Consider the following 25765-nt stretch of genomic DNA (forward strand, 5'->3'; position numbering starts at 1 on the left):
AATGATGAAAGTGTCACTTATCAATATACTGAAGGTGATGTAACAGGACTTAAAATGACAGAAATTTCGGATATGTATGAAGAGGGTAATTCTATTGAAGTCCCTGACTTAACAGAACTAGTGGAAGCAGAGACAGATATTATGAGTGCGAAGGTTGAAATGCTTGATGGAGAAGAAACTGTTTTAATTGAAACTGCATCAAATGAAGATGGCGTTGGAGAGATCAGCATCAAAATGTGGTATTCAGTTAATTATGGTATACCATTAAAATATGAAATGCTTGTAAATGGTCAAGTGACTATGACTTCAAAAGTAACAGAATTAGATGCAAAGTCAAAATTGGATTCAAAGTTATTTGAAGCGCCTGATGGTGTTGAATTTGTTGACTTCAACATGGATTCAATGTTTGATGTACCTGGTGGGGATGACTAAAAAATTGGAATCATGATGAAAATTGCCTTGACATCGCGTATGATTAGCAGTATTATGCTAATAATAACATTTACGGAGATAAATTATGAAAATATCAATTATTTTTGAAATAGCTAAGTACAACCATCATCACATTTAGAGTTTGTATCCATCGCGGATGCAAGCTCTATTCGTGCTTGTGTCCGCGTACTTAGAGAACCGTGCGTAGACGCCTTAGGGTAGTAGACGCACGGTTCTTTTTTTTAAAAGTCACAACTACCTTGTGACAAAACCTAAGGGCTCGACGCCCGAAGGTTTTCTTAAAAGTCACAACTACCTTGTGACAAAACCTAGGGGCTTGATGCCCGAAGGTTTTTACTAAAGTCACAACATACTTTCAGCACAATTGTTTTGTAATCGATCATAGATTACATATAAGGGATTTTTTAACTCTTAAATGTAAAAATATTTAAAATATAGCAAATAAAGACATATTTATAGTCAATATAGATAAGAGAGGATAAGAGATGAAAAACAAAGGAAAACAAGAAAGAAACTTAAGTGAGAATCGAGGTTTGGCGTTTGAATCGGTGATTCAGGAATTAAGGAAAGAAAATTTAGTGCAGTTATTTACACCAACGGTGATTGACTTTTCACTATATGAAAAATATGTACATGTTGCACATCAAAATCAAATTGTAAAACTAAGTGCACCAAATGGCATAGTTAAGGCCTTAAGATACGACTCTACGATTTCGATGATCGCATCAAATCAAGTGCATTCAGATGATAAATTTTTCTATATTGAACCTCAGTTTGCATACGACTTTGATAACTTAAAAATCATGGAGACAACACAACTAGGTGTTGAATTTATCGAAGGTCAATCCGATCATATATCAAGTTTTGAGAAATGCATCCTATTGGCTAAGTCCCTTGCTGATCTACTTTGTACTGGAGAGTATCAAATAGAAGTTAGTCACACAGATTTGGTTGATACCTTGACGCGTGATATTGAGCTTGATCTAAAATCAACTAATGATTTGAAGCACTATATTTCTAGAAAAAACGAAAGAAAGGTTTTAGATGTACTAGAAAAAAATCAAGTTGATCCACTTATACAAAATCGATTATTAGAACTATCACGAATTAGAGCAAGTGTAACAGAGCTCACTAGCAATGAAAATTCTTTTGATTTCCCAAATGAAATAAATGAGTGGTTGAGTAAGATGATGACGCTTAATTTAAATATCAATCAACCATTGGTTATTGATTTTACTTCTTCTTATAGGTTGACATATTACAAAGGAAATGTTTTTAAAGTCTATGATATGACATCACATAAGGAAATTATAAGTGGCGGCGAATATTGTTTTAAGGCTTATGGCGTAAGAGGGTGTGGCTTTTCAATTAAATTATAAGGGGGTGGAAATAATGTTGAAATTTGCAATTGCAAAAGGAAGAATAACAAAGGATTCAAAAGAACTATTAACATGCTGTGGTTTTGATATGGAGGAAGTAAATTCATCTCGAAAATTGATTTTATACAATGCAGATGAAACGATTTCTCTGATCCTACTAAAAGCAGGCGATATCCCACTTTATGTTGCCAATGGCGCAGTAGATATAGGTTTAGTTGGTAAAGATACGGTGCTAGAAAATGACCTAGATGTTTATGAACTGACAGAACTTGATTTTGCAAAGTGTACACTTTGTGTTGCAGGACCAAAAGAAAAAGTATCACTTAAAAATGGCGTAAGGATTGCTACAAAATATCCAGAACTCACGAAAAAGTTTACTAAGAGAAGAGGTATAGTGGCTGAAATTATTACATTGTCAGGTTCAATAGAACTCGCACCTTTGATTCATCTGTCTGATTGTATCGTCGATCTCGTGCAAACAGGCGAAACTTTAAGAGAAAATGATTTGATTGTTTATGAAGAGATTTTGAGCATTGCGCCAATGATTATTGCCAATAAGGTAAGTTATCGAACGAAATCCAGTGAGGTAGATGCATTTATAAACATATGTGAAAGGTTTGGTAAGTAGATGAAATTATATAACTATGCTTTTTCAAGTGGGCTGTACTCGGAAATAAACAAACGGAAGAAAAGACAGTCATTTTCACTTTATCCAGTTGTTTCAGAAATAATTGAAAAGGTAATTGAAAATGGTGACAAGGCACTTAGTGAGTATTCTATAAAGTTTGATGGTATCTCTCCGGATTCTATAAGTGTATCTAAGAAAATGATGAAGGAGGCCTATGATGAAGCTGAACCTAAATTTATAGAGGCGCTTCAAATTGCAATAGATAATATCTTTGATTTTCATAAGCCCCAATTACTTAAGGGGTATGAAATTACTGATGAGAAGAAGTTTATGGGGCAAAAAGTCAAAGCACTAAGTAGAGTTGGTATCTATGTTCCTGGAGGATATGCAGCATATCCTTCAACATTACTTATGAATGTAATACCTGCTAAAATAGCCGGGGTCAAAGAGATCGTCATTACTACGCCTCCCCAAAAAGATATCAAGAAACTAAAGCCACTATTAGTAGCGGCAAATATGCTTGGAATAGAAGAGTTTTATCTTGTAGGGGGCGTACAAGCTATTGCAGCTTTAGCATATGGAACTGAGACAATTTCACCAGTAGATAAAATAACAGGTCCCGGAAATCAGTATGTAACTGCAGCTAAGAAACTAGTATATGGTGATGTTGCTATTGATATGATTGCTGGTCCGAGTGAAGTATTGATCATCTCAGATGGTAAAGTGCCTTTAAGTTTCATCGTAGCAGACTTACTTGCACAACTTGAACATGATGCAGAAGCGATGGCCATATTATTAACGATATCTGAAGAAGAAGTAGAACGTATTGAAAGTGAAATTTCAAGGCAAGTTGAAGAACTACTTAGAAAAGAGAATGTTACTAAAGCGCTTAATAAAAGCACATATGTTGTGAAGTGTGAATCAATAGCTGAAATGGTTGAAATGTCAAATAAGATTGCACCGGAACACTTGGAATTACTTGTGGAAAATCCAGTTGAAGTCTTAGCAGATATCACAAATGCAGGTGCAGTATTTTTAGGCGCTTTTACACCAGAAGCATTAGGAGATTATACTGCAGGACCAAACCATACATTACCGACAACTGGAAGTGCAAGATATGCATCACCACTTGGGACCTATGATTTTCAAAAGCGGATGAATTACCTATATTATGATGAGTCAGAACTTGTGAAGGTAAGTGCATATATAGATATCTTCACTAAGAAAGAGAGGTTACAAGCCCATGGAAAAGCAGTATCGATCAGAATATAAGCTTCTACTTGATGCAAACGAGATGAATTTTGACCCGTCTAATTTAACGATAGACTGGTCAAAGATAAAAGCGTTTAATCGCTATCCAGACCCTGATAGTTTGGCGCTTAAGGAAGTTATTTGTCAGGAACTAAATAGAAAGGAGAGCCGATACGACAGTGATAATCGCTATAGGCCTGTTTCGCCAGAACAATTAATAATTGGAACAGGTTCAGACGAGATTTTAAAATTAATTTTAGAGGGATTAACAGAAAAAGGAAGTGTCGCAATTGCACCTGATCCGAGTTTTAGTGAATATGAGAAATTGACTCAGCTTGTACAAGGTAAACTTGTAAAAGTACCTTGTAATAATTTCAAAGTAGATGTTGAGGCTTTAATAGATGCTCAAAAAAGAAATGATGCTCGCTTAATCTTTATTGCAAATCCTAATAACCCAACGGGTCAATTGATTTCAAAAAAGGAAATTGAAGCACTGCTCATAAACACAGACGCATGGATCGTAGTTGATGAAGCCTATGCAGAATTTTCACAAGAAACGGCATTAGGCTTACTAGAAAAATACGAGAAATTATTAATTACTCGGACGCTTTCTAAAGCATATGGGTTAGCAGCTTTACGAATAGGCTATCTGATTGCATCCGAGCGTGTAACGGCTAGTTTGTCACCTTATAAAATGACTTATAATATCACAGGGGTTTCAGAACTTATCGCCTTACAAGTTCTAAATGATACTGATTATTCAGATCAGTATATAGCAGATGTTAAAGCACTTAGAAGAAAAGCATTTGATTTGTTAAAAGAAGTGAATGGTTTAACCTTATATCCAAGCGAAGCAAATTTTATATTGGTTGAAGTAAATACAAAAGAAAATTACAGCTTGCTGGAAAAAGCACTAGAGAAAAACGCGATTAAAGTAAGGTATTTTAAAAACTCATCTAATTTAAATCAAGATGAACCTTTACACAGATGTATACGATTAACACTAACCACATTCGATGAATTTGAAGTGCTTTTAAGTGTGATAAAAGAGGTGATGATGTGATTGAGAAAAAAAGAAAAACAAAAGAAACAAATATATTAATTCAGCTAAAAACGAAAAAAGAGGATATGCTTGTTCCTAAGCTAAAAGTAGGTGTTCCTTTCTTTGAACATATGTTAAATGCTTTACTCTTTTATGCAAAACTTGAAATGCATATTTATTGTGAAGGTGATTTGGATGTTGATGCACATCACAGTCTTGAAGATATAGGTATTGTATTAGGAGATGTTATTCAAAGTTATTATGGTGAAATTAATAAGTTTAAGCGTTTTTCATCATGTTATGCGCCAATGGATGAAACGCTCGTAAGAACTGTTCTAGACATCAGTGGTAGACCTTATTTTCAAATTGAGGGAATAGATCTATACGCGCTCACGTCCCTTGAACAATCTCTCCTTGAATTTTTAAGAGCACTAGCGATTAATGCAAAACTTACGGTTCATGTAGATGTAATTCGTGGTTTTAATAGACATCATATTTTTGAAGCTATTTTTAAATCTTTTGGAATGTGTCTTTATGAATCAATGGTCATGAGTGATGAAATGATGAGTACGAAAGGAAGTATAGGATGATCGCAATTATTGATTATGGTATAGGTAATATTCATAGTTTGATTTCAGCATTTCAATCATATGAGTTAAATGGTTTACCTGTTGAAGTCGTTTTAACCTCAGATGAGCGCCTGCTTAATAGTGCACAAATGGTGATTTTACCAGGTGTTGGTGCATTTAGATATGCAATGGAAGAACTTGAAAAAAGAAATTTGGTTAGCGTGATTAAAGAACTATATCAAAGTGGAAAACCGATCGTTGGAATTTGTTTAGGCATGCAATTACTATATGAATCTAGTGAAGAATATGGTCTTTGCAAAGGTTTAGGACTTTTAAAGGGTAAAATCATTGAACTTCCAAGTGCTGTGAAAAAACCTCATATGGGCTGGAACACGCTTTCTACTAGGGGGAGTAAATCTAATCTATTATCTAGTTTAAGCGATGAGAGCTACGTGTATTTCGTTCATTCATTTTATGCTGATGGTATTGATGAATCAACACTTATAGCATGTACAAATTATGGCGTTAAAGTCCCAGCAATTGTGAAAAAGGAGAATCTAATAGGCTTTCAGTTTCATCCGGAGAAAAGCGGTATGGTGGGAAGTCAACTGATTCAAAATTTGTTAAATGAGTTAATAAACCAGTAATAAACGGAGGAAAGCTATGAAAGTAATACCATCAATAGATTTACTTAAAGGAAAAGTCGTTAGGCTTTATCAAGGTGATTTTAATAAAGTAACGGTATATTATGATGATCCACTTAAGGCACTTGAAATGATTGTATCTAAAGGTGGAAAACGGATTCACATCGTCGATTTGGATGGTGCGAGAAAGGGTGAAAGCAATAATAAAGATCAGATTAACCGTGAAGGAGACGCGTTTAGCTTAAACTATAGCGTGATTAAAAAAATGATAAGTAAATTTGGTGATCAAATCGATTTTCAAGTTGGTGGTGGTATTAGAAGTATAAATGATGTTGAAAAACTACTTGAGATAGGTGTGGATAAGGTTGTGATTGGCTCTTTAATTTTTACTGACTACGATGTATATCGAGAGATCGTTAGACTCTATGGCAGTCAAATTATACTGGCGCTTGACGTTAAAGATGGTTCAATAAAGAGAAATGGCTGGCAAGTCGATACCAACATATCTATAAAGGAACTCATAAAAGCTGGGAAAATAGGTGATGTCTATGCAGTGATGAGTACTGATATCGCTGTAGACGGTGCGCTAACAGGTCCTAATATAGATATGATGGAGGACCTGAATCAGACAAATATAAGATGGATTGCTTCAGGGGGAATAACTTCGAGAGCAGATTTAGAGGCATTAAGTCAAATTGATTTATATGGTGCAATTCTAGGTAAGGCAATCTTTGAAGGCTTTGTAGAAGATTTAAGTGATTTATAACAAGTAAGGATATTGTATAACATTGTTTAATCATAGAACTAAAATATGAAAGGGGTAATGCATGACTGACAATAAATTAGCTAAAAGGATTATACCATGCCTTGATATACAAAATGGTTTAGTGTCTAAAGGTATTAAATTTCAAAATGTTAAAGAAATTGGAAATCCAATTGAGATTGCAATGTATTATGAGTCTCAAGGTGCAGACGAATTGGTACTTTATGATATCAATGCAAGTGTTGAGATGCGCTCCAATTTTCTAGGTATAGTAACGCAAGTGGCAAATAAAATCAGAATACCGTTTACAGTTGGTGGTGGCATCAGAACTGTTGATGATGTCTATAATGCACTTTTAAGTGGGGCAGATAAAGTCTCTATTAATTCTGCAGCAGTTCTTACGCCAGAAGTGCTTAGTGCGAGTGCAAAGCGTTTTGGAAACCAGTGTATCGTAGCATCTTTGGATATAAAGAAAGTAAATAGTGAATATATGGTATTTACGCATGGTGGTAGAAATCAGACATCTTATAAAGCAGTTGAATGGGCCCAAAGGTGCGAAGCGTTAGGAGCTGGCGAGTTGGTAATCAATGCAATTGATCAAGACGGCGTTAAAAAGGGATATGATAGAGAACTTCTTAAGATGATTTCAAGCGCTGTAGGCATTCCAGTTATTGCTTCTGGTGGTGCTGGTAATCAAATGGATTTTATCAATTTGTTTGAAGATCAGGCCGCTGATGCTGCTTTAGCTGCTAGCGTTTTTCATTTTGGTAGCGTTGAGATTCCGATACTAAAAAAATTATTAGCCGAAAAAGGAATTGTTGTTAGAACAAGTATATAGCAAGTATGTAGCAAATATTTAGACTGAGAGGTAATTAATTATGGGACAAGTTAATCTAGAAAGCATAAAATCAAATGAGGATATAATGGCATTAATTAATAATATTAGGTTTGCAAGTAATGGATTGATACCTTGTATTGCAGTTGACTATCAAACTAAGGTGGTGTTGATGCAGGCCTATATGAACAAAGAATCGTTAGTTAAAACCCTTCAAACAGGGACTATAACCTATTTTTCAAGATCAAGAAAAGCGTTATGGACAAAAGGTGAAACCTCTGGAAATTTTCAGAAGTTAAGGTCACTTTTTATAGATTGTGACCACGATTCTATCCTGGTCGAAGTAGATCAGGTTGGCGTAGCATGTCATACCGGCTCTAAGTCATGTTTTTACGAAGATCAAGTTTTATTTGATTTTCCATCAGAAGTTTTCAGTAAGCTAAAAAGAACCATATATGATAGAAAGGTTAATCCTGAAGTAGGGTCTTATACCAACTATCTACTGGAAAAAGGCGTGGATAAGATTTTAAAAAAAGTTGGTGAAGAGACAGCAGAAGTGATCATCGCGTCTAAAAACAACAAAAAAGAAGTCATCTATGAGACAGCAGATCTACTTTACCACTTATTGGTACTTTACGAATCTTTAGAAATTGATTTCAATGAAGTTTTTGCAGAACTAAGCGTAAGAGCTTCTGCACCATAAAATTATTGTGAATTAATAACACTATATTATTAGAAAATTTATGTAGTTATGAAGAATTAACCTCGTTTGAGTGGTAAAAATGTTAAAATTATGTTATAATTACTTTTAGTTAAAATATCATTATGTGAAGTAGGTTATCTGGAGTAGCAAGGATTATGAGCATTCATACGCTGTATTATGAAGTGGATGGTTGTTAGTTTTCCGAAAAAATGTGAAAGGGGACTGAAAAACTAAATGGAGAACTGGGGTTTGTACAGGTCCTAACGGACATGGACTATACTATTTGAAAATGGTATAAAGCGAGGCAAAAATGTCGAAACTTAAACACTCTAACTCTCTGCGAAAGCAGAAGGTTAGAGTGTTTTTTTTAGATATAAGTGGTTTTTATTAAACCCTGTGCGAGCTGTACAAGGTTTTATTAGATTATATCAATGAAATGGAGGAAAAAATATTGAAAATAATCGAATTTGCATTATCTAGGTGGGAAAGTATTCTCAAAATGACGATTGATCATTTTGAAATAGTTCTAACCGCAATGTTGATCTCCATATTAATGGGGGTCGCAATAGGGATCTTAATAACCTATAACAAAACAGCTGCTAAAGTAATGCTAAATATAGCGAATATCATGATGACGATACCTAGTTTAGCACTTTTCTCATTACTAATCCCTATACTTGGTATTGGTAGAGCGCCAGCTATTGCAGGTTTAGTACTCTATACGCAGCTTCCAATTATTAGAAATGTGTATACAGGAATATTAAATATTGATCCTTCGATAATTGAAGCGGCAAGAGGGATGGGACTTACTAGATCTAAGATTATGTTCCGAATAAAGTTGCCACTTGCATTTCCAGTTATTATGGCCGGTGTTAGAACGGCAACTGTTATGGGAATCGGTTTAGGCGCCATTGCAGCATATATTGGTGCTGGTGGTTTAGGCGAATATATCTTCCAAGGTATAAACCGAAGCAACGATAAGATGATACTAATTGGAGCTGTGATGGTTTCGCTCATTACGATTATCATCGATAGAGGATTGGGTTTCATTCAAAAAAAATTCGAAATATAGTTGAGGAGGCAAGCATTTGATCGTATTTGAACAAGTAATTAAAAAGTATAATAATCAAGATAAAGCTGCTGTAGACAATCTTGATCTGCATATACAAAAAGGTGAAATCTGTATGCTGGTTGGACCTTCAGGATGTGGTAAAACAACAACAATGAAGATGATTAACAAACTTATCAAAGCGACATCGGGCAAGATATACATCGATGGAATGGATATTGATCAAGTTGATCCAATTAATCTGAGATTAGATATTGGTTATGTTATACAAGATACAGGACTTTTTCCGCATATGACAATTGCAGATAACATTGCAACTGTGCCAAAAGAAAAGGGATGGAGTCGCAATAAAATTAGAAATAGAGTTGATGAACTTTTAGAACTTATGGACCTTGATCCTGAAATTTATCGTGATAAAAAACCTAAAGATTTAAGTGGTGGACAAAAACAGAGAGTAGGTGTTGCACGTGCACTTGCTGCAGATCCACCCGTTATGCTGATGGATGAACCTTTTGGTGCGTTAGACCCAATTACACGTGGTAAGCTGCAAGATGAATTTTTGCGTATACAAGAAAAAATTGGAAAAACGATTGTTTTTGTAACTCACGATATTGATGAAGCTTTAAAAATGGGAGACAAAATTGTTGTGATGCGTGATGGTAGAGTCGTACAGTTTGGTTCACCAAACGAGATTTTATCTAATCCTGCGGATGAGTTTGTTTCTGAACTAATCGGTGGCAACAGTAATCTTAAGATGATGAATCTGATGAAATGTAAAGATATTATGAGATTGATTCCTAATGTTGATTCAAGAGAATCTTCAAAAGCTGCTTTGAAAATTGCAAATGAGCATGATGTTAAAAATTTATTGGTAACGGATCATGGTCAAAAATTATTAGGTTATGTCAGTTATGGATCTCTTGCTTCAAATGACACCGTTGTAAGCAACCTTATAAAGGAAATTGGTGAAACAGTTACACCAAAAACAACACTTCAAGACGTATTATCTAAAATGTTTAGTTTAGGTAAAAAAACTGTTTTTGTATCTGGAACGAAAGGAACGGTTGAAGGTATTGTTACAATGGACGATTTATTAAAGGCGGTGAAAGATGATGAGCAGATCTCAGAATCAGATATTTAGATTAAAGGATATCGCCCTTATTGTATTGATTTTTGCTATTGGTATTGGTTTCAGTGTATATGTCGTTAATTTTCCGCAAGATAAAATTGTTGAAAGATTTATGAGCTATGAAAAAATTATTCGCAGCATCTTGCAGCATCTTTCTATAGTAGTGATATCTAGTATGTTGGCAATTGCTACATCTGTTCCTTTGGGGCTAATCCTCACTCGACCAAAGTATAAGAAATTTGCTAAAACTGTTCTAGGAGTTGTAAATATTGGTCAGACGATACCTAGCCTTGCTATAGTAGCTCTTTTTGTTGGTTTATTGGGAATAGGGACAAGAACAGCCATTCTTGCACTATGGATATATTCACTACTTCCTATTTTGAACAATACACTTGTTGGTATACTCAGCGTTGAACCCTCCATTATTGAAGCTGCGAAAGGGATGGGGATGTTACCTAAACGCATTTTGTTTAAAATTGAGATCCCACTTGCGATGCCAATTATCATCGCAGGTATAAGAACTGCTGTAACTATTAATATTGGAACCGCTATTTTTGCTGCATTTGTAGGCGGCGGAGGACTTGGTGATTTGATCATATCTGGTAATAACGTTAACAGATGGCAAATCCTAGTTCTTGGTGCTTCATTACCTGCTTTGATGGCATTATTGTCAGATATTATTTTTGGCGCAATAGAAAGAAAAACTACGATTTAAAAAGGAGAAAAAATGAGAAAGTTAAAATTTAAAAAGGTATTAGTAGGAATGATTTTACTTGTTCTAATCAGTGCATCAGTGATGGGATGTGGTTCATCAAAAGAAACGATTAAAGTTGGCTCTAAAGATTTTACTGAACAATTGATATTAGGACAAATCACGGTATTGGCACTAGAAGATGCGGGCTATAAAGTGGAAGATAAAACCAATGTAGCTGGATCTGATAAAGTTAGAAGTGCACTAATTAACAAGGATTTAGACGTATACTGGGAATATACTGGCACTGCATGGTTGATGCATTTACAAAATGATGAAGCAATTACGAATTCTCAAGTTGCATATGATTCTGTAAAAGAAGCTGATGCTAAAAACGACTTAATCTGGTTAGATTATGCACCATTTAATAACACTTATACGATTATGATGAGAAGAGCAGATAGTGAAGCTTTAAATATTAAAAGTATTAGTGATTTGGCTGCTTATGTTAATGCAAATCCAGGCGAAATATCTTTTGGAGCAGATCATGAGTTTACAGCAAGACCAGATGGTCTACCTGCACTTGAAGAAGAATATGGGTTCAAATACGAAGGCGATGCTTTAAAGATTATGGATATTGGTATTGTATATAAAGCACTTAAAGAAGACGAAGTAAAATCTGGTATGGGTTTTTCAACAGATGGGCGTATAGCTGCCTTTGATTTTGTAAACTTAGTCGATGATAAAGATTTCTTCCCTGTTTATAATCCAGCACCTGTTTTAAGAAAAGAAACTTTGGATGAAAATCCTGAACTTGCAGATATTTTAAACAAAATTGCAGCGAAGTTAGATAATGATGCTATGATCGAGATGAATTATCAAGTTGATATAGAAGAAATGGAACCTAAAACAGTTGCAGAAAATTGGTTAAAAGAACAAGGACTGATTAAATAAGCAAAAAGTATTTATAAAATACAAACTTACTTTCTAGACTATTGAATCAGTTTAGAAAGTAAGTTTTTTTGTATTATTAATTCAATATGTTAAACTGAACATAGAAGACAAATCTGAGATGTAAAGGGGAATTATATGGAATTTTTAAGATGCGATTTTGATGAAATTAAGTCGTTGGTTTCTTCCTATTATTGTTCAAAACAAATTACTGTTGATTCGTTTTGGGAAGACCATATATTGAAGAGTCAACACTATAAAATTGTTGAAAATAATAGAATCATTGGCTTTTTTGCTATTTTTGAAGCGCAAATGATTACACTTTTCCATATGGTAGATGAATTTGCTCAGCATGGACAGGTGTGTTTTGAAAAAATAAAACACTATGAACAAGTGACTAATGCTTTTATACCAACTGGAGATGAGTTCTTTTTAAGTCACGCCTTCGACAATTATACTAAAATCGAAAAGCAAGCCTATTTTTCGGTTTATAGATCTGAACCTCTCAATGAGGCAAGTATAAAGAATATTAGCATGAGAAAACTTTCTGGTGAAAGTGATGCAAAACTAATAGAGCTAGCAGATGATTTTTTTGATGATGGATCGGAAGCTAAAGTGATTAACCCAGATGGTTACTTTGAAATATACTTGGTAGAAGATCATGAGGTATTTATTGGCTTTGGTGTAATAGAATACAGTCGTATCATCGATACTATTGGTAGCATAGGAATGTACGTAAAAGAGGACAAGAGACAACAAGGTTATGCTAAAAATATATTAAAGTTACTTCAAAATAAAGTGATAGAACGTGGAAAATCAGCAGTATCGGGGTGCTGGTATTACAACCATAACTCTAAGAAAAGTATGGAAAGTGCTGGTGCTTTTTCAAAAACACGTTTGCTGAGATTTTATTTTTAATTAGACAATTGATAAAATTGTATAAAATGGAGGTTAAAATGGAAGAAAAGTTATTAGACCGAGATGATCATTTAGTAGTTTTATGGACTAGTAGTGATCGTGATGTAGCTGAAAAAATGGTTTTCATGTATACCCTTAACTCAAAACTTAGAAAGTGGTGGAGTGAAGTAACTCTAATTGTTTGGGGGCCATCATCGAAGCTATTAAGTGAAGATCAAGCCTTACAAGATCAAGTTGTGAAAATGATTGAGATAGGTGTAGAAGTAGTTGCTTGTAAAGCATGTGCAGATCAATATGGAGTGTCTGATCACCTTTCTGAACTCGGTATTGATGTGAAATATATGGGGCAGCCTTTAACAGCCTATTTGAAGCAAGGTACTAAATTGATCACTTTATAAATGGGCACCTCAACTATTTATTGCGTAATATTTACTAATAAGGCAGTCTTAAGGACCGCCTTTTTTCAAATGTGTAATTTGTGGTTATTTTGTTCGTTGTATATGTTTAAATTGCTGCATATATGGTATATATATTTATGATGTAATACATACTATACGGCAACATGTAGTATTCATTCATTTATTTAGTTACATTATTTGTTTAACACTGTCAGAGGACTTATAGTCCTATGTTTTATACTAAGTTAGGAGTTTATATGAGTAAAACAATTTTTGTATCAAATCGATTACCTGTTACGGTAAAAAAAGAGGATGACAAACTCAGTTTTCATAAAAGCATAGGTGGTTTAGCAACCGGATTACAAGGCTACCATGAAAAATCTGATTCACTTTGGGTTGGATGGACTGGATTACAAGATGAGATTATGACTGAATTGGATCACCAAGAAATTGAATCTATTTTATTGAAGGACTATAAATGCGTTCCTGTAAATCTCACAGAAGTTGAAATCGATAGATATTATTATGGGTTTTCAAATAAAACGATTTGGCCACTTTTTCATTATTTCTCAAATCTTGCCAGTCATGATGTAGAGAATTGGGATGCATATAAGAAGGTTAATCTGAAATTTTACAATTCAATAAAAAATTTAATAGAAGAAGATGATATTATCTGGATTCATGATTATCAATTGATGTTATTGCCACAGATGATCAGAGAGAACCATCCCAAAGTTAAGATTGGTTTCTTTTTGCATATTCCTTTTCCATCATATGAAATATTTAGAACGATTGTTTGGCGGGAGGAATTACTTGAAGGAGTACTTGGTTCGGACTTAATTGGGTTTCATACTTACGATTATGTACGACATTTCTTGTCAAGTGTGAGAAGAATTCTCGGATGTGAACATCACTTAAACACAATAACGTTTAATGGTAGATATGTGAAAGCTGATGTATTTCCTATGGGTATCGATTTTAATCACTTTGCAGCGGAGTATAAAGATGAAGGGTATAAATCACAATTCAAAGCGATAAAAAACAGTTTAAAAGATATTAAGATGATTCTCTCAATTGATCGACTTGATTATACAAAGGGTATACCGGAGCGGATAAAAGCATATAGACGTTTCTTAGAGTTATATCCAGAATTTATAGGAAAAGTTAGATTGAACCTAATCGTCGCACCTTCAAGAGAAGCTGTCGATAGCTATAAGGAACTGTTGAAAGAGATACAGATCCTTGTTAGTGAAGTCAATGGAGAACTAGGAACCATCAGTTGGCAACCTATATTTTTCTTTTTCCAATCATTCACACAAGAAGAACTTATTGCGTATTACAGAAGTGCGGAAGTGATGCTGGTAACACCACTTAGAGATGGTATGAATTTAGTCGTAAAAGAATATCTTGCCTCAAGAACGGATTATGCTGGAATGGTAGTTATCAGTGAGACGGCTGGAGCGGCAAGTGAGCTTGGTGAATATATTATCGTCAATCCCAATGATCTTGACCAAATTGCTGAAGGAATTAAGCAAGCACTGGAAATGCCAATTATTGAAAAACAAGTGATTAATCAAACTATGTGTAAACGGCTAAAAAGATATAACGTCAAGTTTTGGGCAGAAGATTTTATGTATAATTTAACGAATTTGATTACAGATCCTATGCAATTAACAGGGCAGGTGGATTTAGATGAAGAACCATCTTCATTATTAAAATCATTTGAAGTGGGAAAAAATAGATTGTTACTTCTGGATTATGATGGGACTTTGGTTGGCTTTAAATCTGTACCAGAAAAGGCAAGACCAGATAGGGAACTAAAAGAACTATTGCAAAAACTCGTAGACAATAAACATAATACAGTTGTAATTGTTTCTGGTAGAGATCATGTAACGCTTGAAAAATGGTTTGGGGATTTAAAAGTTCATTTAATTGCTTCACATGGTTTATGGCTAAAACATCCGGATTCTTCTTGGGAGATGACGATTTCTTTAAATAATGAATGGAAGTCAACTATCAATCACGTGCTTGAAGTTTATGCGGATAGAATGCCTGGTGCGCTTATTGAAGAAAAAGATTATTCACTCGCGTTTCATTACAGACTTTGTGAACCAGATTTGGTTGCTACTAAACTTCACGAGGTAAAAGATGCACTGGTATCAATGACACAGACCATGACGATTGGATTACAAGAGGGCAACAAAGTGATCGAGATGAAAGATTTGCGTGTGAACAAAGGATATGGTGCTTCGGAGTTCTTGAAAAATCCTAATTATGACTTTATTATGAGTATTGGTGATGATGTCACGGATGAAGATCTATTCGACGTTCTAGGTGAGGATAGTTTTGGTATCAAGGTTGGTCTAGGGAATTCAAAGGCTAACTACAGAGTGAGATCTTGGCAGTCTGTACGTAAATTGCTTAATAAATTAAGTAGTTATTGATACTGAAGATAAGAATAGTATATTTATTCTGGTGGAGGCAGCCGTGAACATTCTAAACAGAAAAGTTTATGCAAGTATCATAACATTGATTATCATCTTAGGAATTATTTATTTCATAGCAACTACCACAAATTTATATCCAATTAATCGTGCATCGATTGATGTCTATGAAGGAGAATCTCAATACGGTATAGTGATGATGTATTCAAAACATGGTATTTTGCCTGTTGTACTTAAAGACGCATTTATTGTCAATCGTTCTGGTGATGTATTGAATCCAGATCATTTGGACTTTGAGTGGACACTTTGGCATACTACGAAAGACGATCAAGGTGTTTTCATGATTGAAAACGATGCTAAGCATAATGAGTTTTGGCAGTCATTTGCTAACTATAAAACCAGAACTAAAGATATCAAACTCATTTTAGAAATTAAAACAGAGCGTACTTTTTCAAAGACTGATGACTTATATTTAGAACTACATTATGAAGTATGGGGAATAAAAAAAGTTGTCAAAAGATTGATATAGGGTAAAGCAGAAAGGAATTTATATGAATCAAAATAACATCAGCTTTTCAAGGGCTGAAACATGTATGGTCATGGAACCTATTCATAGCAATATATTTGGCAACGTACATGGTGGTGAGTTAATGAAGCTGATGGACGTCGTTGCAGGCATCACTGCATCAAAACATGCGAAAGGTATGGTTGTAACAGCCCGTGTAGATGAACTTGAGTTTCATAAATCAATTGGTATTGGAGCTATTGTAACTTGTGTTGGTCAATTATCTTATGTTGGTAAATCATCTATGCAAGTGATGGTAACTGTTTCAGTACATGAAGTTGAAAATTATAGTGAGCCAGAGGTAGCACTAACAGCTTTTTTTACGATGGTTCATATTAAAGATCACAAACCTCATCCTGTACAGCCGTTAAATCCAGAGACTGAGGATGAGAAAAAACTTTATGCACTTGGAGAACAAAAATATATAGAAATCAAAGCCAAAATGAGTAAAAAAATATAATATAATTTTATTCAGTCGCATACGGGATCATAAATTAAGGATATTCATTAAAATTACGAAATAATTTATAATTTAATGATTTACAGGTTCTATTTGGAGTGCTTTCAATGATATAATCATTGTGAGCACTTTTTACCTTTTTTTGAAACTTTTTAAGCACTCAAACGTCTTTATTTATAGGCCTGTCATATTAATTAGAAAACACTTTACACAAATCACGACACGACAATATTCAGGAGATGATCAATGCTCTTTTCAAGCATAACTTTTATATATTATTTTTTACCAATTGCACTGGGATTATATTTGATTACACCTAAAAAGTATAGAAATTTAGTGCTTTTAATTACAAGTTTAATCTTCTATTTTTCAGGAGAACCTATTTATACACTTTTATTGGTTTTTTCTTCAATTTCAGATTACTTTCACAGTCTATATATTGAGAAACATAGAGGGACTAAGTATGCTAAAAGGGCATTAGTTTCTTCAATTATCATTAACCTATTAGCCCTAGCATTCTTTAAGTATATAGATTTTTTTATAGTTTTATTAAATAGCTTTTCAGGATTAAAGCTAGCATTGTTAAATGTGCCTTTGCCTATAGGAATTAGCTTTTTTACCTTTCAAACAATGAGTTATACAATCGATGTATATCGTGGTGATGTTAAAGCTGAGAAGAGTATCATTGGACTTGCAACTTTTGTATGTTTATTCCCTCAACTTATTGCAGGACCAATTGTTAGATATACTGATATAGCAACTGAGCTGCAAAGTAGAGTGCTTTCTTGGGATCAAACTGCTATAGGAGTTAAACGATTTATCATTGGATTATCAAAAAAAGTTTTGCTTGCAAATTCTTTTGGACAATTATGTGTGATTTTTAGAGAAGTACCTGATAAAAGTGTTGTTTTTTATTGGATGTATGGCATTGCTTTCACACTACAAATATATTTTGATTTCTCAGGTTATAGTGATATGGCAATCGGTATGGGAAAGATGTTGGGGTTCAATTTTCCAGAAAATTTCAACTATCCTTATATTTCAAAATCAATAACTGAGTTTTGGAGAAGATGGCACATCACTTTAAGTCGATGGTTTAGAGATTATGTTTATATTCCTATGGGAGGAAATCGCGTTTCAAAATGGTCTTGGGTCAGAAATATTCTAACGGTTTGGCTTCTAACTGGGTTTTGGCATGGTGCAGCTTGGAATTTTATCTTATGGGGAGGCTATTTTGGTGTATTGCTAATACTTGAAAAAGTCTTTTTAGGGAAAATCCTTACGCGAGTTGGAAGATGGATTCCTCATATGTACGTCATGTTATTGGTGACGATTAGTTTTGTTATCTTTAATGCAGATAACTTAAATCAAGCGTTTAGTGATCTTTCTGGTATGTTCTTAGCAACAGGAGAATATCACCAGGAACTTCCAATATTCAATTCAGTTACGCTGTATTATCTAAAAAGTTATTTTATATTATTTGTTATTGCAGGGATTGCAGCAACGCCATTGCCCAAAATTATCTACACTAAATTATTAGAGCGATTGTTCATATTAGAACCTATTATGGTGTTGATATTACTTAGTATAAATACTGCAAGTTTAGTAAGTGGCTCCTTTAATCCTTTTTTATATTTTAGATTTTAGGAGGAGTGATTATAATGCATAAACTGAAGCGTAAACAGATCGTCAATTTGATTACTGTAACTATATTCTTTATAAGTATTGTTGCTTTTAGCATCTTACACTTATTTATGGATGATGAAAAAATATCTTTAATTGAGCGTAGAAGATTAGAACAATTTCCGAAGTTTACAGTATCTAAACTCTTGACAAATCAATGGCTAGACTCTTTTGAATCTTATCTTCTAGATCAGTTTCCTATGAGAGAGCAGGTCAAATATCTAGATATATCTTTAAAACAAGTTGTATTTAAAAATGGTGATGTAGATGGCTTTTATAGAGTGGGAGAGTATCTTAGTAAAATTCTATATTCATATAATGAAAGTGATGTAATTCACAATGCTGATAAGATTTCTGAGCTTTATAACCGTTATCTTATGCATATGAATGTTTATATGGCGATTGTGCCAGATAAAGGTTATTTCACTGCTGATCATAATGGATATCCTTCAATAGATTACAAATTAATGGTAGATACTTTCATGAAACATTTAGACAAAAATATTACTTATATTGATGTGTTTCCATTATTAACACTTAAGCAATATTACTATACAGATGCACACTGGAGACAAGAAGAAATATATCCAGTTGCAGAAACTATTGCCAAGAAGATGTCAGTGGAAATTTCTGATGAAAAAAGCTATGAATTAAATAGTTATGCACCTTTTAATGGCGTATATTTTGGAAGGTCTGAAGGCGCACTTCAATCAGAGACACTCAATTATCTTACGAATCAAGTAATCAACCATGCAGTAGTAACCTATCAAGATGAATCAGAAGAACATCGTGTCTATGATTTAAAAAACTTAGAGAATTTAGATGCATATGATGTATTTTTGGGGGGACCTCAACCTATTGTAAATATTATGAACTATGAAGCTACAACAAAAAAGGAATTAATAGTTTTCCGTGACTCATTTGGAAGCAGCTTAACGCCTTTATTGTTAAGTGGGTATTCTAAAGTTACTTTAATAGATATTAGGTACATGGACCTTTCAAAATTGAATGACTATATTGATTTTACGGACCAAGATGTGCTATTTGTGTATAATACAACTGTGCTGAATAACCGAGTTAATTTTAAATAAACTATGACTTAAAGTATGTCACATTTGGAGGTGCTACATGTTTAAAATATTATATAAAGTCCTTTTGCTAACTGTGAGCGTAGCACTTGTTGCACTGTTAGTAGGATACACAGATACACAAAAAAGGTCATATGATTTTATCAATGAATCTGATCTTGTTGTTGAAAATACAAGTGAAACTAGAGCAGAAGTTGAAACTGAAACAACAACTGAAACAACAACTGAAACAACAACTGAAACAACAACTGAAACTACTGAAGAGACCACAGAAAGTATAACAGATAACGAGACTGATCTATATGATTATAGCCAACCAGTACCACAAAGTCTTGCTGTTGAAGACTCTTATTTTGATGATGCAATTTTTGTTGGAAATTCCAGAACTGAAGGATTTATGATGTATGCTGGATTAAAAAAAGCACAAGCACTCACGCATATTGGTTTAAAAGTTGACACAATTCGCACTTCTCAAATTGCTAAAATTGATGGTAAAAAGATGACCATAATGGATGCACTTAAAGTTAAAAAGTTTGGTAAGATATATATTATGCTGGGGATGAACGAACTTGGTTGGGCTTTTCCAGAACTTTTCAAAGAACAGTATGCTTCAGTAATTGATGAAATTAAATTGAATCATCCTGAGAGTATCATCTATATGCAATCTATCTTACCCGTATCAAAAGCAAAAGCTAATTATGATCCGATATATAATAATGATAATATTGAAAGATTTAATCAACTAGTAAAAGAGATTGCACTGGAAAAGGAAGTTTTTTATGTAAATGTTACGGAAGGAATAGCAGACAGTGAGGGAAGTTTACCAGAAGGAGCATCATTTGACGGCGTACATTTAAAACCAGATTTTTGCTTGGAATGGCTATCTTATCTAAAGGAACATACTGTGGAGGTAATTCATGAATAAATTTAGAGTTAGTAAAGTAACATCATTTTTTTTACTTATACTATTAATCCCTTTGATGAGTGGATGTAGTCAAAAAGAAATTGATTTAGACATAGGTCAAGTAGCACTTGAAATATCTGAAAGTGATTTATTTGGTGAAGATTTTTTTGTAGTTGAAAGCAATATTATTGCTCAAAAATATGGCATTGAATCGGATGATATTGATATTGTAGGTTACGCAAGTAGTGGTGGGCTGGCTGATGAACTCACACTTATTGATGCAAAAAACGATGAAAGTGCAAAAGATATTTATGAACTTGCTAAGGAGCATATTTCAGATAATATTGAAGGTTATCAAAGTTATAAACCTGATGAGGTATATAAGCTTGAACATGCTATTGTACTGAGAGAAGGAAAATACGTAATCGTTGGTGTGAGCAGTTCTTACGATGATTTAGAAACAAGTATCAAGTCGTATCTTAAATAATCACTTGGATCATCAACAATCGAATTTTGAGCATAATAATCCCCCAGTTATCTATGATATAAGATACGCTGGGGGGATTTTGTTTAGTATAAATAGCTTAGAGGTTTCGCTTCGGAATAAAGGTAACCTTGATAAACATCAATAGGATATTGATCAAGAAAAGTCTCTTGAGCAGGTGTTTCAACGCCTTCAACAACAATTCGCAAATTCAACAAATCAAAAAGTTCTACGGTTTTAAGAAAAGTGAGTTTTAACTTGTCATCATTAGCGATGTCTTGGATAAAAAACTTATCGAATTTTACTTCATCAAAATTAAGCTTTGATAATCGGTTCAGAGAAGAATAGCCATCTCCAAAATCATCAAGAGAAAATTCAAATCCAATTGATTTTAACGCTTTAATAGTGTCTTCTACTTTATTGAGATCATAAGTTAAAGCGGTTTCAGTAACTTCAAAAACGATATGAGAAGTATTGATAGGGTAAATAAGTAATATGTTTTTAACATAGTCTACAAAACCATTTTCAACAAGCTGAATAGCTGAAAGATTGATACTTACTTTTCTGTCTTCGTTCCATTGTAATGTGTATATGTTTTTAAACACATCTTCGATTACAAAATGGGTAATCTCAGTGATTAATCCTGTATTCTCAGCGATGGGGATAAAAATAGCTGGTGAAATAAATTTACCTCTATCTTGCCACCTAATTAGTGCTTCATAAGAACAAACTTGCTTACTTTTAGCATGAATCTGTGGCTGATAATATACTTCTAGAGAACCAAGTTCAATAGCTTCTTTCAAGTGAAATTCAATATCAAACTTGCTTTTTTCTCTTTCATAACGTTCAAGTGATAAAAAGTAAAATTTTTCAGGAACTAATTTAGCATGTTTTGATGCCAGTTCAACTGCGCCAATGAGCGAATTGAATTCATTTATTTTAAATTCTCCATTTTTAAGAGAACTGATACCATAGTAAGCATCTAATCTAAAATTCATAAAGGTGTGTGTCAAAAATATTGTCTTAATTTGATCGATATGATCAACACAAGTTCTCACATCTACGGTATTACAAAGCACGATAAATTTATCACTATGAAGTTTATATAATTTACAGTTAGATTTACTTAGTTTCTCAATTTCAGAGGAGAGGGTATGCGCTATTTCGTATAATAGTGTGTTGCCTTGACTAAAACCTAATATTTGATTATATAGTGAAAAATTTCGAATATTAATTGTAATAAGTGATAAGGAATGTCCCATTTTTTCTATATCATTCATGAGTGCAATTTCGTTTTCAATTCCAGTGACGGCGTCAAGGTAAGCCATTTTAGTGATTTTTGAATTTAAAATTCTAAGTTCGTTTGCTTGTTTAATCTCACTGTCGTAGGCATCTGCAAGAGCATCAACATAAAATTGAGAATAAAATAAAAAAAGACCATAAATGATAAGTGATTCAATCCCTAAGTTCACAGTTAGTACCATCTGGAGCGGAAGTTGATGGGACAACAAGTTGACAACAGAAAGTATACTTGCACTCGCAATTAAAAAGTAGACCCCAGAGTTATTTATGATCTTTTTAGTATAAATGACTTGATATGAGAAAATAGCTGTTACAACTAAAAACCAAACAAAAATTAAGTTATAGAATAATTGAATTGTGATTAAATTGCTTAGATATGCTAATAGTAAGACAATTGAGATCAAAATGTTAGGACTTATTTTTTTGAATTTAATCCGGTGATTTTCATTTAACTTGATATATATGCCAATCGTAGTTAAAAAAGCAATAGTACAAGTAATAATGATTGCCGGTTGGACGAGAGGATAATCAAATTTGATAGGGGTATATATGAGGAGTTTGACAACATATATAATAGAGGCAACAATTGTAATTAATGAGTATTTCAAGCATAGTAATATGTAGTCGCTTTTATGATATGAATCTTTTATAATGTTATCAATAGCGAAGTAAACATAGTTTGTATTTGAAAGCAAAATAACACTCATAATAAAATACTGAAATATATCAATAGTTGAAAGCATAAATATCTCCTAAAGAATTACTATTGTTCTAATTAATTTCCAATAATTAGTCACTCTTTCTATTATACAGAAATTAGATATTCAATCAATTGCTATTTGATAAAAAATTATAAAAAGACAATAAAATAATATTTACACTTTTGTTATATTATGATTAGAAGTACATAATTTCAGCATAAAGAAGAATTTTTATAGTATTATCTACAATTTCATTTATAATAGTGATAGATGTAATTACATGCATCTAGTCAAAATTATTACGACATCATTGGAGGTCTCTATTGAACTTGCTAAAGGAATTAAAAAATCGATCACATAAAAGAGAACTAGGCATTAAAGAGATGCTTAAATTTATAGGACCTGGACTTATGGTTACAGTGGGTTTTATTGATCCAGGGAACTGGGCTTCTAATATCGCTGCAGGTTCTGAATACGGGTATAAATTGCTATGGATGGTTACGCTATCTACATTGATGCTCATCATTTTACAGCATAATGTAGCGCATCTTGGCATCGTTACTGGAGAGTGCCTATCGGAATCGGCAACGAGACATATAAAAAAAAGGTACTCTATACCGATATTATCTTCTGCAGTGCTTGCTGCAATTTCTACAGCTCTTGCAGAAATTTTGGGTGGTGCAATTGCATTAAACTTACTTTTTAAGATGCCAATTAAAGTTGGAACTGTTTTGATATTAGGTTTAATTATTTATATGCTATTATCAAACTCTTATTATAAACTTGAAAAATGGATCATAGGTTTTGTATCACTTATTGGATTATCATTTATATATGAGTTAAGTTTAGTCAATGTAAGCTGGAGTGAAGCTGTATATGGTTGGACTCATATAAGTATCCCCAATGGATCTATGGTAATTGTTATGTCAGTTCTTGGCGCAGTTGTTATGCCACATAATTTGTTTTTACATTCTGAAATCATTCAGAGTAGACAATGGAATCTTGAAGATGAAGCGATTCAGAAGAAGCAATTATCTTACGAGTTCCTAGACACACTATTCTCGATGATTGTAGGTTGGGCTATAAATAGCGCAATGATCATACTCGCAGCGACTACATTTTTTATTAATAAAGTACATGTTACGGAACTTGGACAAGCCAAAGAAATGTTAACACCTCTAGTTGGGAGTGGGGCATCTTTAATCTTTGCAATTGCACTACTATTTGCTGGAATATCATCTACTATAACTGCTGGGATGGCAGGCGGCTCAATATTTGCTGGAATTTTCCAAGAATCTTACAATATAAAAGATACACATTCTAAAGTTGGTGTGATTGGTATTTTGGTAATTGCTGCAGCAGCAGTTTTTCTTATTTCGAATCCTTTTGATGGCTTAATTTATAGCCAAATGTTGTTAAGTATACAATTACCTATAACAGTATTTTTACAGATATACCTTACTTCATCAGAAAAAGTTATGGGAAAACATAAGAACACGTTGTTCACCAAAATCATACTTTGGAGCATCGGTATTATTCTTACGGTATTAAATATCATGTTGTTGATTAGTTTTTTTTAATTTGACTGATTTGTTTTAGCTCAAGACATTTAGCAGGGGGTGCTTGGTTGAATTTATATAGTATAATCTATCTAGGATTAATTGTTTTTTTACTCTATTTACTTTTTACTGTTGGTTTTCCATTTTTAATGGCTATCATAATTGCGCTTTTAATTGATCCATTTGTAAAAGTTCTTACAAAGGTGTTTTTTGGAAGAAGAGTTATCGCATCTCTTGTAACTTGTACTGCTTTCTTTGTAATTGTCATAGGATCGACATACTTGTTGGGACTTAAAGGGATTCGAGAACTTATCGCTTTATCTAGGACCGTTGTAGAATATATAAGAGACAACTATGATCAATTAACGGACTTAACTTGGAGCGCTCAATCATTTATTGGTCCATATACGCAAGATATGAATTTACAGATCAATGACTTTATAAAAACGGGAATTGATTCACTTCAAGCAGTAGTTTTAGGATTGTCAAATGCACTTATTAGTTTATTACAAGGAGTTCCTGGACTTTTACTGGATACTTTGATTTTTGTAGTAGCACTCTATATGGTAAGTATGACTTTACCAAAAATTAGATTGAGAATCTTAAGTATTTTTGCTGAAGAGTCAAAGCATAAAATTGAACAAGTTATGCAAAAACTTTATAGTGCAATATTTGGATTTATAAGAGGACAACTTCTTTTAAGTTTCATAGTATTTACTTTGACACTTTTGGGACTATTAATTATAAAGATTAGTTATCCATTTGCTACTGCAGGGATTGTAACGTTGGTTGATGTTCTACCAATATTTGGTACGGGATCTGTCATTGTTCCTCTTGCGATTTTCTACATCATTAAAGGTCAATATTTTTTAGCGATTGGTTTACTTATTCTATATGCTGTACTATTTGCATTCAGACGAATTGCAGAACCCAAAATTCTGGGAGATGCAATGGGGATTGGTGCTTTATCAACACTTGCTAGTATGTATATAGCTTTTAAGCTAGTAGGTGCCATAGGATTATTTTTAGGGCCTGCAGTGGTTATTTTAGTAAGTGCACTTATAAGTGCAGATATTTTAAAACTCAATGTAAAAGTATAATTGATAATAATTTTCAAAAAGGATGGTCTTTTTATAGATCATCCTTTTATTT

The 25765-nt window shown here is 33.4% G+C and carries 26 protein-coding genes; 25 read left to right on the forward strand and 1 reads right to left on the reverse strand.

Annotated features, from left to right (window positions below; genetic code table 11):
- From QE109_RS08615 to QE109_RS08725, 23 genes are all read left to right on the forward strand, one after another.
- On the forward strand, positions 1–432 hold a 432-nt coding region (locus tag QE109_RS08615; protein ID WP_281094048.1), incomplete at its 5' end, for a hypothetical protein.
- A gap of 506 nt (positions 433–938) precedes the next feature.
- Positions 939–1832: an ATP phosphoribosyltransferase regulatory subunit gene (locus QE109_RS08620; protein ID WP_281094049.1), complete on the forward strand. Its 894-nt coding sequence runs from the start codon at positions 939–941 to the stop codon at positions 1830–1832.
- 13 nt (positions 1833–1845) lie between these two features.
- The gene (gene hisG, locus QE109_RS08625; protein ID WP_281094050.1) at positions 1846–2460 is read left to right on the forward strand and encodes an ATP phosphoribosyltransferase; all 615 of its coding nucleotides are present in this window, start codon (positions 1846–1848) and stop codon (positions 2458–2460) included.
- Complete coding sequence (gene hisD, locus QE109_RS08630) at positions 2461–3732, forward strand: histidinol dehydrogenase (protein WP_281094051.1); 1272 nt, start codon at positions 2461–2463, stop codon at positions 3730–3732. It begins immediately after the preceding gene.
- Complete coding sequence (locus QE109_RS08635) at positions 3704–4774, forward strand: pyridoxal phosphate-dependent aminotransferase (protein WP_281094052.1); 1071 nt, start codon at positions 3704–3706, stop codon at positions 4772–4774. Before hisD ends, QE109_RS08635 begins: the two co-directional genes overlap by 29 nt.
- Positions 4771–5343 (forward strand): imidazoleglycerol-phosphate dehydratase, encoded by a 573-nt coding sequence (hisB, locus tag QE109_RS08640; protein ID WP_281094053.1) that lies wholly within the window; start codon positions 4771–4773, stop codon positions 5341–5343. Before QE109_RS08635 ends, hisB begins: the two co-directional genes overlap by 4 nt.
- Positions 5340–5969 carry an imidazole glycerol phosphate synthase subunit HisH gene (hisH, locus tag QE109_RS08645; protein WP_281094054.1) on the forward strand — a complete coding sequence of 210 codons (630 nt, stop codon included), beginning with the start codon at positions 5340–5342 and terminating at the stop codon, positions 5967–5969. Before hisB ends, hisH begins: the two co-directional genes overlap by 4 nt.
- 16 nt (positions 5970–5985) lie before the next feature.
- Complete coding sequence (locus tag QE109_RS08650; RefSeq protein WP_281094055.1) at positions 5986–6732, forward strand: 1-(5-phosphoribosyl)-5-[(5-phosphoribosylamino)methylideneamino]imidazole-4-carboxamide isomerase; 747 nt, start codon at positions 5986–5988, stop codon at positions 6730–6732.
- Between the two features lie 61 nt (positions 6733–6793).
- On the forward strand, positions 6794–7567 hold the full coding sequence (gene hisF, locus QE109_RS08655) for an imidazole glycerol phosphate synthase subunit HisF (RefSeq protein WP_281094056.1): 774 nt from the start codon (positions 6794–6796) through the stop codon (positions 7565–7567).
- 85 nt (positions 7568–7652) lie between these two features.
- Positions 7653–8267, forward strand: coding sequence for a bifunctional phosphoribosyl-AMP cyclohydrolase/phosphoribosyl-ATP diphosphatase HisIE (gene hisIE, locus QE109_RS08660; protein ID WP_281094057.1), 615 nt, complete (start codon positions 7653–7655; stop codon positions 8265–8267).
- 451 nt (positions 8268–8718) lie between these two features.
- A complete protein-coding gene (locus tag QE109_RS08665) occupies positions 8719–9339 on the forward strand; it encodes an ABC transporter permease (protein WP_281094058.1) in 621 nt (206 codons plus the stop codon).
- A gap of 16 nt (positions 9340–9355) precedes the next feature.
- Positions 9356–10477 carry a betaine/proline/choline family ABC transporter ATP-binding protein gene (locus QE109_RS08670; RefSeq protein WP_281094059.1) on the forward strand — a complete coding sequence of 374 codons (1122 nt, stop codon included), beginning with the start codon at positions 9356–9358 and terminating at the stop codon, positions 10475–10477.
- The gene (locus QE109_RS08675; protein WP_281094060.1) at positions 10446–11180 is read left to right on the forward strand and encodes an ABC transporter permease; all 735 of its coding nucleotides are present in this window, start codon (positions 10446–10448) and stop codon (positions 11178–11180) included. Before QE109_RS08670 ends, QE109_RS08675 begins: the two co-directional genes overlap by 32 nt.
- A 12-nt stretch (positions 11181–11192) precedes the next feature.
- On the forward strand, positions 11193–12110 hold the full coding sequence (locus QE109_RS08680; RefSeq protein WP_281094061.1) for a glycine betaine ABC transporter substrate-binding protein: 918 nt from the start codon (positions 11193–11195) through the stop codon (positions 12108–12110).
- 135 nt (positions 12111–12245) lie between these two features.
- The gene (locus tag QE109_RS08685; RefSeq protein ID WP_281094062.1) at positions 12246–13025 is read left to right on the forward strand and encodes an N-acetyltransferase; all 780 of its coding nucleotides are present in this window, start codon (positions 12246–12248) and stop codon (positions 13023–13025) included.
- 38 nt (positions 13026–13063) lie between these two features.
- Entirely contained in the window at positions 13064–13423 is a 360-nt protein-coding gene (locus tag QE109_RS08690) for a DsrE family protein (protein ID WP_281094063.1), read from the forward strand.
- A 257-nt stretch (positions 13424–13680) separates the two neighbouring features.
- The gene (locus tag QE109_RS08695; protein WP_281094064.1) at positions 13681–15867 is read left to right on the forward strand and encodes a bifunctional alpha,alpha-trehalose-phosphate synthase (UDP-forming)/trehalose-phosphatase; all 2187 of its coding nucleotides are present in this window, start codon (positions 13681–13683) and stop codon (positions 15865–15867) included.
- A gap of 43 nt (positions 15868–15910) precedes the next feature.
- A complete protein-coding gene (locus tag QE109_RS08700; protein ID WP_281094065.1) occupies positions 15911–16396 on the forward strand; it encodes a hypothetical protein in 486 nt (161 codons plus the stop codon).
- A gap of 22 nt (positions 16397–16418) precedes the next feature.
- The gene (locus QE109_RS08705) at positions 16419–16892 is read left to right on the forward strand and encodes an acyl-CoA thioesterase (RefSeq protein ID WP_281094066.1); all 474 of its coding nucleotides are present in this window, start codon (positions 16419–16421) and stop codon (positions 16890–16892) included.
- Positions 16893–17138: 246 nt separating this feature from the next.
- A complete protein-coding gene (locus QE109_RS08710; protein WP_281094067.1) occupies positions 17139–18539 on the forward strand; it encodes an MBOAT family O-acyltransferase in 1401 nt (466 codons plus the stop codon).
- 14 nt (positions 18540–18553) lie between these two features.
- Positions 18554–19666, forward strand: coding sequence for a DHHW family protein (locus QE109_RS08715; RefSeq protein ID WP_281094068.1), 1113 nt, complete (start codon positions 18554–18556; stop codon positions 19664–19666).
- Positions 19667–19703: 37 nt separating this feature from the next.
- Positions 19704–20588, forward strand: a complete 885-nt coding sequence (locus QE109_RS08720) for a GDSL-type esterase/lipase family protein (RefSeq protein WP_281094069.1) — start codon at positions 19704–19706, stop codon at positions 20586–20588.
- Complete coding sequence (locus tag QE109_RS08725) at positions 20581–21054, forward strand: DUF4358 domain-containing protein (RefSeq protein WP_281094070.1); 474 nt, start codon at positions 20581–20583, stop codon at positions 21052–21054. The genes QE109_RS08720 and QE109_RS08725 overlap by 8 nt, the downstream gene beginning before the upstream one ends.
- Positions 21055–21137: 83 nt before the next feature.
- Here QE109_RS08725 and QE109_RS08730 read toward each other — a convergent pair whose 3' ends face one another.
- On the reverse strand, positions 21138–23096 hold the full coding sequence (locus QE109_RS08730; RefSeq protein WP_281094071.1) for an EAL domain-containing protein: 1959 nt from the start codon (positions 23094–23096) through the stop codon (positions 21138–21140).
- A gap of 341 nt (positions 23097–23437) precedes the next feature.
- Between QE109_RS08730 and QE109_RS08735 the strand changes: the two genes are divergently transcribed.
- Positions 23438–24634 carry an Nramp family divalent metal transporter gene (locus QE109_RS08735; protein WP_281094294.1) on the forward strand — a complete coding sequence of 399 codons (1197 nt, stop codon included), beginning with the start codon at positions 23438–23440 and terminating at the stop codon, positions 24632–24634.
- Between the two features lie 47 nt (positions 24635–24681).
- Positions 24682–25713: a sporulation integral membrane protein YtvI gene (ytvI, locus tag QE109_RS08740; RefSeq protein WP_281094073.1), complete on the forward strand. Its 1032-nt coding sequence runs from the start codon at positions 24682–24684 to the stop codon at positions 25711–25713.
- The last annotated feature ends 52 nt before the right edge of the window (positions 25714–25765 follow it).

The organism is Fusibacter bizertensis, from assembly GCF_029914245.1.
In the GTDB taxonomy this organism is placed as follows: Bacteria; Bacillota; Clostridia; order Peptostreptococcales; family Acidaminobacteraceae; genus Fusibacter_C; species Fusibacter_C bizertensis.

Bases quoted from the DNA above. Each gene is read 5' to 3' on its own strand.
- QE109_RS08620 (WP_281094049.1), top strand. From the start codon at position 939: ATGAAAAACAAAGGAAAACAAGAAAGAAACTTAAGTGAGAATCGAGGT.
- hisG (WP_281094050.1), top strand. From the start codon at position 1,846: ATGTTGAAATTTGCAATTGCAAAAGGAAGAATAACAAAGGATTCAAAA.
- hisD (WP_281094051.1), top strand. From the start codon at position 2,461: ATGAAATTATATAACTATGCTTTTTCAAGTGGGCTGTACTCGGAAATA.
- QE109_RS08635 (WP_281094052.1), top strand. From the start codon at position 3,704: ATGGAAAAGCAGTATCGATCAGAATATAAGCTTCTACTTGATGCAAAC.
- hisH (WP_281094054.1), top strand. From the start codon at position 5,340: ATGATCGCAATTATTGATTATGGTATAGGTAATATTCATAGTTTGATT.
- QE109_RS08650 (WP_281094055.1), top strand. From the start codon at position 5,986: ATGAAAGTAATACCATCAATAGATTTACTTAAAGGAAAAGTCGTTAGG.
- hisF (WP_281094056.1), top strand. From the start codon at position 6,794: ATGACTGACAATAAATTAGCTAAAAGGATTATACCATGCCTTGATATA.
- hisIE (WP_281094057.1), top strand. From the start codon at position 7,653: ATGGCATTAATTAATAATATTAGGTTTGCAAGTAATGGATTGATACCT.
- QE109_RS08675 (WP_281094060.1), top strand. From the start codon at position 10,446: ATGATGAGCAGATCTCAGAATCAGATATTTAGATTAAAGGATATCGCC.
- QE109_RS08680 (WP_281094061.1), top strand. From the start codon at position 11,193: ATGAGAAAGTTAAAATTTAAAAAGGTATTAGTAGGAATGATTTTACTT.
- QE109_RS08685 (WP_281094062.1), top strand. From the start codon at position 12,246: ATGGAATTTTTAAGATGCGATTTTGATGAAATTAAGTCGTTGGTTTCT.
- QE109_RS08690 (WP_281094063.1), top strand. From the start codon at position 13,064: ATGGAAGAAAAGTTATTAGACCGAGATGATCATTTAGTAGTTTTATGG.
- QE109_RS08695 (WP_281094064.1), top strand. From the start codon at position 13,681: ATGAGTAAAACAATTTTTGTATCAAATCGATTACCTGTTACGGTAAAA.
- QE109_RS08705 (WP_281094066.1), top strand. From the start codon at position 16,419: ATGAATCAAAATAACATCAGCTTTTCAAGGGCTGAAACATGTATGGTC.
- QE109_RS08710 (WP_281094067.1), top strand. From the start codon at position 17,139: ATGCTCTTTTCAAGCATAACTTTTATATATTATTTTTTACCAATTGCA.
- QE109_RS08715 (WP_281094068.1), top strand. From the start codon at position 18,554: ATGCATAAACTGAAGCGTAAACAGATCGTCAATTTGATTACTGTAACT.
- QE109_RS08720 (WP_281094069.1), top strand. From the start codon at position 19,704: ATGTTTAAAATATTATATAAAGTCCTTTTGCTAACTGTGAGCGTAGCA.
- QE109_RS08725 (WP_281094070.1), top strand. From the start codon at position 20,581: ATGAATAAATTTAGAGTTAGTAAAGTAACATCATTTTTTTTACTTATA.
- QE109_RS08730 (WP_281094071.1), bottom strand. From the start codon at position 23,096: ATGCTTTCAACTATTGATATATTTCAGTATTTTATTATGAGTGTTATT.
- QE109_RS08735 (WP_281094294.1), top strand. From the start codon at position 23,438: ATGCTTAAATTTATAGGACCTGGACTTATGGTTACAGTGGGTTTTATT.